The sequence below is a fragment of the Streptomyces spiramenti genome (assembly GCF_012034385.1).
In the GTDB taxonomy this organism is placed as follows: domain Bacteria; phylum Actinomycetota; class Actinomycetes; order Streptomycetales; family Streptomycetaceae; genus Streptomyces; species Streptomyces spiramenti.
The window spans coordinates 1-6,080 of record NZ_JAAVJB010000265.1 but is presented as its reverse complement, the minus strand read 5'-3'; the positions used below and the strand labels follow the sequence as shown (position 1 = coordinate 6,080).

At 72.8% G+C, this 6,080-nt stretch carries 7 protein-coding genes; 3 read left to right on the top strand and 4 right to left on the bottom strand.

Translation table 11 applies throughout. The features are described 5' to 3' along the window. The first annotated feature begins 254 nt into the window (after window positions 1–254). Window positions 255–740, top strand: coding sequence for a GtrA family protein (locus tag HCJ92_RS21165; protein WP_167935211.1), 486 nt, complete (start codon window positions 255–257; stop codon window positions 738–740). Here HCJ92_RS21165 and HCJ92_RS21160 read toward each other — a convergent pair. From HCJ92_RS21160 to HCJ92_RS21145, 4 genes are all read right to left on the bottom strand, one after another. After that, the gene (locus HCJ92_RS21160; RefSeq protein ID WP_167935210.1) at window positions 659–2,083 is read right to left on the bottom strand and encodes an ATP-binding protein; all 1,425 of its coding nucleotides are present in this window, start codon (window positions 2,081–2,083) and stop codon (window positions 659–661) included. The two genes, HCJ92_RS21165 and HCJ92_RS21160, sit on opposite strands and share 82 nt — an antisense overlap. A 16-nt stretch (window positions 2,084–2,099) precedes the next feature. Further along, a complete protein-coding gene (locus tag HCJ92_RS21155) occupies window positions 2,100–2,777 on the bottom strand; it encodes a response regulator transcription factor (RefSeq protein ID WP_167935209.1) in 678 nt (225 codons plus the stop codon). Between the two features lie 152 nt (window positions 2,778–2,929). Further along, window positions 2,930–3,409, bottom strand: coding sequence for an ATP-binding protein (locus HCJ92_RS21150; RefSeq protein ID WP_167935208.1), 480 nt, complete (start codon window positions 3,407–3,409; stop codon window positions 2,930–2,932). Between the two features lie 163 nt (window positions 3,410–3,572). After that, window positions 3,573–3,953: an STAS domain-containing protein gene (locus tag HCJ92_RS21145; RefSeq protein WP_167935212.1), complete on the bottom strand. Its 381-nt coding sequence runs from the start codon at window positions 3,951–3,953 to the stop codon at window positions 3,573–3,575. A 249-nt stretch (window positions 3,954–4,202) separates the two neighbouring features. Here HCJ92_RS21145 and HCJ92_RS21140 point away from each other — a divergent pair, with 249 nt between their 5' ends. Together HCJ92_RS21140 and HCJ92_RS21135 are read left to right on the top strand one after the other, a co-directional pair. Beyond that, the gene (locus tag HCJ92_RS21140; RefSeq protein WP_167935207.1) at window positions 4,203–5,114 is read left to right on the top strand and encodes an RNA polymerase sigma factor SigF; all 912 of its coding nucleotides are present in this window, start codon (window positions 4,203–4,205) and stop codon (window positions 5,112–5,114) included. 232 nt (window positions 5,115–5,346) lie between these two features. After that, window positions 5,347–6,042, top strand: a complete 696-nt coding sequence (locus HCJ92_RS21135) for an MOSC domain-containing protein (RefSeq protein ID WP_167935206.1) — start codon at window positions 5,347–5,349, stop codon at window positions 6,040–6,042. Window positions 6,043–6,080 lie beyond the last annotated feature (38 nt).

Genomic DNA, 6,080 nt, shown 5'->3' with positions numbered 1-6,080 from the left:
CTGCCCCGCCCTCTCACCACGCGCGGCGGTCCCTTCCCTTGCCGAGGATCGGCGCGCGGCACGGCGAGAGGCCGGCCAGGCGACTCCCCCTGCGCCCGGCGGAGGTGCCGGCGGGCAGCAGGGTGCACAGCGGCGCGGCCCTGTCGGTGGCCCCGCGGCGGGGCAGCGGGACGGCCGTGGCCGGCGACCCCGCGGACCGGGCACCTCGCGTCGGACCCGGCGGGAGAGGCCGGACAGGATCTAGCATGGCCGGCATGACCGAGAGGCTCCCGCTGCCGTTCCGGCTGCGCCGGCTGGCCCGCGAGGCGGCCAGGTTCGGCACGGTGGGCGCCTTCGGGTTCCTGGTGAACGTGGTGGTCTTCAACCTCGGCGCCCAGGCTGCCGGGCTCGGCCCGCTCCAGTCGGGTGTGCTGGCGACCTCCGCCGCGATCTGCACCAACTACCTCGGCAATCGCTACTGGACGTATCGCCACGCGGACAAGACGCGGCGGCGCCGGGAGGCGTCGCTGTTCGTCCTCTTCTCCTGCGTGGGCATGGTGATCGAGAACGGCGCACTGGCGCTGTCGCACTACGGGTTCGGCTTCACGTCGGCGCTCGCGGACAACGTCGCCAAGAACGTGGTGGGTCTGGGGCTGGCGTCGTTGTTCCGGTTCTGGTCCTACCGCACGTGGGTGTTCCGCGGGGCTCGCTCGTCGGCGGCCGCCGCCGACGGTGCGCCGCCCGCGCCGGTCGACGCCTGAGCTCCCGGCCCGCGGTCGGCCCGGTTCGGGTCGGCCGCCGCTCCCCCGCCGTGGCCGCCCGAACCGGCACCGGAGCCCGCGGTGCCACCGCCGGACCCGCCGGAGCCCCCGGGGGACTCCCGCAGCAGGAACAGTGCGAAGACGGGCGGCTGCCGCTGGAGGAGTTCCAGTCGTCCGCCGTCGGCCTCGGCGAGGTCCCGGGCGACCGCCAGGCCGAGGCCGGTGGAGTTCTGGCCGCTGACGGAGCGTTCGAAGACGCGACCGCCGAGCGAGTGCGGCACCCCGCGCCCGGCGTCGGTGACCTCGACGACGACCTGGTTCCCCGCGGTGCGGGTGCGCAGCGCGACGGTGCCGGCGCCGTGCATGAGTGCGTTCTCCACCAGGGTCGCGAGCACCTGCGCCACCGCCCCCGGTGTGCCCACCGCCCGCAGCCCGGACTTGCCGGAGTGCACGATGACGCGGCCGGACGCGCGGTAGGCGGGGCGCCACTCCTCGATCTGCTGGAGGACGACGCCGTCGAGGTCGAAGCTGACGGCCGACCCCAGCCGCGGGTCCCGGGAGTTGGTGAGGAGCCGCTGCACCACGTCGGTCAGCCGCTCCACCTGGGCGAGGGCGATGGCGGCCTCTTCCTTGACGGTGTCCTGGTCCTCCGTCTCGATGATCTCCTCCAGCCGCATCGAGAGCGCGGTCAGCGGCGTGCGCAGCTGGTGCGAGGCGTCGGCGGCGAGCCGCCGCTCGGCGGTGATCATGCGGGCGATGCGCTCCGCGCTGGCGTCCAGGACGTCCGCGACGCGGTCGAGTTCCGCCACGCCGTAGCGCCGGTGGCGCGGCCTGGGGTCGCCCGATCCGAGACGTTCGGCGGCCTCCGCGAGGTCGGTGAGGGGGGCCGCCACCCGGTGCGCCTGCCGCACGGCGAGCAGCAGCGCGGCGGCGACGGCGAGCAGGGAGACGGTGACGATCACGGTGACGGTGCGGGTGATCTCGCCGGCCACGGCGGACCGGGGCTGGGAGACGGTGACCGTCTCGCCCTGTGCGCCCTTCTCGGAGGCGGAGACGCTGCGGCCCTCGGGCTCCTCGCCGATGGTGATGATGTCCGCGCCGTCCAGCTCGATCAGGACGTAGCGGTCGCTGGGGGCGGAGGTCCGCATGGTGCGTTCGGTGACGGTCTCCCCCGCGACGAGGCGGCCCTCGACGACGGCGACGAGGCGGGCGGCCTCCGACTGGAGCCGGTCGCGGGCGCCGGACTCGATGGCGCGGGTCTCGACGATCCCGAGGGAGATGCCGAACACCGCGATGACCACCAGGACCACGGAGAGCGTGGAGGTGATCAGACGACGTCGCATCGGGCGATGGCCCCGCTCACTTCTTCTCGAACCGGAACCCGACACCGCGCACGGTGGCGATGTAGCGGGGGTTGGCCGCGTCGTCGCCGAGCTTCTTGCGCAGCCAGGAGATGTGCATGTCGAGGGTCTTGGTGGAGGACCACCAGGTGATGTCCCAGACCTCCCGCATCAGCTGCTCGCGGGTGACGACGCGGCCGGCGTCGCGCACCAGGACGCGCAGCAGGTCGAACTCCTTTGCGGTGAGGTGGAGTTCGTCGTCCCCCATCCAGGCGCGGTGGGATTCGATGTCGATGCGGACGCCGTGGACCACGGGTACGGGCGCCGACTCGGCGGTGCCGCGCCGCAACAGGGCGCGGACCCGCGCCAGCAGCTCGGCCAGGCGGAACGGCTTGGTCACGTAGTCGTCCGCGCCGGCGTCGAGACCGACGACGGTGTCCACCTCGTCGGCGCGGGCGGTGAGGACCAGCACCGGGAGGGTCAGGCCGTCGGCGCGCAGCCGCCGGCAGACCTCCAGTCCGTCCATGCCGGGCAGGCCGAGGTCGAGGACGACCAGGTCGACGTCGCCGTGGAGCCCGGCCTGGAGGGCGGTGGGCCCGTCCTCCCGGACGATCACCTCGTAGCCCTCGCGGCGCAGCGCCCGGGCCAGCGGTTCGGAGATGGACGCGTCGTCCTCGGCGAGCAGTACGCGGGTCATGGGCCGATGGTAGACCTCGGTCCGGACAGCGAGGGGCCCCGCCGTCCGCGCGGCGGGGCGGGCGGCCGGATCCGGCCGCGGGGCGGACAGGACGCGGACAGGACGGTGCCCCCGCGCCGGACGCGGGGGCACTCGGGGCGACGGCCGGGTCGCTAGAGACCGGGGGCGGCCATCTCCGCCCAGACGATCTTCCCCGGGCCGTCGGGATTGCGGATCACGCCCCAGTCCAGGCTGAGGCGCTGGACTATGAAGATGCCGTGTCCGCCGGGGCGACCCGGGGCCCGGCCTTCGCGGGGCACCGGAGAACCGTCACCGGGGTCGGTGACCTCCAGTCGCAGCAGCTTGGGGCGGCGCCCCACGCGGAGCTCGTCGGGTCCGGCGGCGTGCAGGCACGCGTTGGTGACGAGCTCGGAGACGACGAGCAGCACGTCGTCCGCCGCCGCCTCCAGATCGGGGTTGGCGGTGGGCAACCACCCCCAGTCGCACAGGGCCTGGCGGGTGAACCCCCTGGCCCGCGCGACCGTTCCGCTCACGCCGAGCAGCTTCAGCCGCCGGACCTGCTGGGTGACCTCGGCAATATGCCCCGGGAACTCTGGTCCGGCCCCTGAAGGAACCGACTGGGCCGCACTCATGTGCTCCTCACCTCACCGATCACCGGGATCTGTTCCCCCGTAACGGACCGGGCTGCCTCCTGGCTCGTCCGATGTGTGACTGGTCTCCTGCCCTGTTGTCCGGGAGGAACACGTGCCGGATCAGGTGAATCCCACGCGGCGTGTCCCGGACCTGCGGAACCGCTCACTCCGCAGCGAGGTGGGCCAGGGCCTCGTCCACGGTGTCGTGCACGGGGAAGACCGATTCGGCTCCGGTGATCTCGAAGACCCGCGCCACGGCGGGCTGCATCGCCGCCAGGCCGATGGTGCCACCGGCCTCCTCGGCGGTCATGCGCGCGCCGAGGAGCACGTTCAGGCCGGTCGAGTCGCAGAACTCCAGGGCCGAGCAGTCGACAACGATTCGATAACAGCCCTCGGCGAGGCACGCGTCGAGTGCGTCACGCAGCAGATCGGCCGAATGGTGGTCGAGCTCGCCCTCGACGGCGACCACGAGTCCAGACCCTGGACGACGCACTTCCACCACGGCGTTGCGCCGCTGCACGCTGTCGGGCAGGCCGCGCTCCATGCACACCCCTTCAGTCGGTATGAGGTACTCGGTAACTTCGAACATTAGCCGGTGAAATCCCACCAGGACACCCAGCCAACCATGGCATTGCGGACTATGTACCCATATCGGACTTGCCTGTTTGGGTGCTGGCCCGATAGGGCTATAGGAGACATGATCGCTACGAGTCGGCTTCGGAGGCGCCGCAATCCATCCCAGACCGCGGCTTCGGCAGCCTGAAACGCCCGGACCACTTACGGAGGACTGACCATGTCACCGTCACCCGCCCCTCAGACCGACAACACCCTGGCCGCCCCGTCGGACGAGGTGGAGGAGACCGCGGTCGTCGTCGACGACGAGCGCGACTCGCTCGCGGCCCTCGCGGACGAGCTCCCCGACATCCCCTTCGACAAGGTTGCCCCGATGGACGCGCGCGCGCTGTCCAAGAACCTCTTCGAGCGCCTGCGCTCGGTGGAGGAGGGCACCGCCGAGTACTCCTACGTGCGGAACACGCTCATCGAGCTGAACCTCGCGCTGGTGAAGTTCGCCGCCTCCCGCTTCCGGTCGCGCAGCGAGCCGATGGAGGACATCGTCCAGGTCGGCACCATCGGCCTGATCAAGGCGATCGACCGCTTCGACCCGGACCGCGGCGTGGAGTTCCCCACGTTCGCCATGCCGACCATCGTGGGCGAGATCAAGCGGTTCTTCCGCGACACCTCCTGGTCGGTGCGGGTCCCGCGCCGCCTGCAGGAGCTGCGCCTGGACCTCGCCAAGGCCGGTGACGAGCTCGCGCAGAAGCTCGACCGCTCGCCGACCGTCGCGGAGCTCGCCGAGCGCCTCCAGCTCTCCCACGAGGAGATCATCGAGGGCATGGCCGCCTCCAACGCCTACACGGCCAGCTCGCTGGACGCGCAGCCGGAGGAGGACGAGGGCGAGGGCGCCCTCGCCGACCGCATCGGCTACGAGGACCACGGCCTGGAGGGCATCGAGTACATCGAGTCCCTGAAGCCGCTGATCGCCGAGCTGCCCCCGCGCGACCGCCAGATCCTCTCGCTCCGCTTCGTCGGCAACATGACGCAGAGCGAGATCGGCGAGGAGCTGGGCATCTCCCAGATGCACGTCTCCCGTCTGCTGGGCCGGACCCTGAGCCGGCTGCGTCGCGGGCTGCTGACCGAGAGCTGAGCACCACCGCACCGCGCCGCCCTCCGGGGCGGCGGGCGTGCGACGTCAGGCCCGGCGCCGCTGAGGCCGTTCTCCACCGCTTCCGAGCGATGAGCGGTGAAGAACGCTTTCAGCGCGCCGGGCCCTCGTCATGCCCGGAAAGCACCGCGCACCGCGGCCCGCACGCCGGTGCGCCCGTCCGCACCGCGGAAAGCCGAGGCGCCCGGCGGGCAGGGCTGGCTAGTCTCGGCCCATGGACTCCTCCACGGCCCCAGCCCCCCGGATCGTCTCCGTCAACGCCGGCCGGCGGCGGCCCACGGAGCACACCAGCTGCCCCGACGGCACGACCGGCATCGACAAGCGGGCCGTCGAGGGCCCCGTCACCGTCCGACCGCCGGACGGCCCCAAGGGGGTCGGCGGCAGCGGCGTGGCCGGGGACGAGATCAGCGAGCTGCGCCATCACGGCGGCTACGACCAGGCCGTGTACGCCTTCGCCCGGGAGGACCTGGACCGCTGGGAGGCGGCGCTCGACCGCTCTCTGCCGCACGGGGTCTTCGGGGAGAACCTGACCACCGCCGGGATCGACGTCACCGGCGTCCTGGTAGGCGAGCGGTGGCGGATCGGCACGGAGCTGGTCCTGGAGGCGACGGCCCCCCGCATCCCCTGCCGGACCTTCGCCGGCTGGCTGGGCGAGCGGGGCTGGGTGAAGCGCTTCACCCAGGACGCCGCCCCCGGCGCGTACTTTCGCGTGATCCACCCGGGGACGATCTCCGCCGGGGACCCGGTCGAGGTGGTGCACCGCCCGGACCACGAGGTCACCATCGGCTTCTACTTCCGGGCGCTGACCCTGGAACCGGCGCTGCGGCCCCGGGTTATCGCGGCCGGTGACGCGCTGCCCGCGGACGAGGTGGAGACCGCGCGGCGCTGGGCCGCGGCGGCCTCGGCCTGACGGCGCCGCGGCGGCACGCCGTGGCGTGACTCTCGGCC

What these genes read in the sequence shown, in the direction of transcription:
- HCJ92_RS21145 (WP_167935212.1), bottom strand. Translation starts at nt 3,953, where the DNA reads ATGGAGCGCGGCCTGCCCGACAGCGTGCAGCGGCGCAACGCCGTGGTG.
- HCJ92_RS21160 (WP_167935210.1), bottom strand. Translation starts at nt 2,083, where the DNA reads ATGCGACGTCGTCTGATCACCTCCACGCTCTCCGTGGTCCTGGTGGTC.
- HCJ92_RS21140 (WP_167935207.1), top strand. Translation starts at nt 4,203, where the DNA reads ATGTCACCGTCACCCGCCCCTCAGACCGACAACACCCTGGCCGCCCCG.
- HCJ92_RS21165 (WP_167935211.1), top strand. Translation starts at nt 255, where the DNA reads ATGACCGAGAGGCTCCCGCTGCCGTTCCGGCTGCGCCGGCTGGCCCGC.
- HCJ92_RS21135 (WP_167935206.1), top strand. Translation starts at nt 5,347, where the DNA reads ATGGACTCCTCCACGGCCCCAGCCCCCCGGATCGTCTCCGTCAACGCC.
- HCJ92_RS21155 (WP_167935209.1), bottom strand. Translation starts at nt 2,777, where the DNA reads ATGACCCGCGTACTGCTCGCCGAGGACGACGCGTCCATCTCCGAACCG.
- HCJ92_RS21150 (WP_167935208.1), bottom strand. Translation starts at nt 3,409, where the DNA reads ATGAGTGCGGCCCAGTCGGTTCCTTCAGGGGCCGGACCAGAGTTCCCG.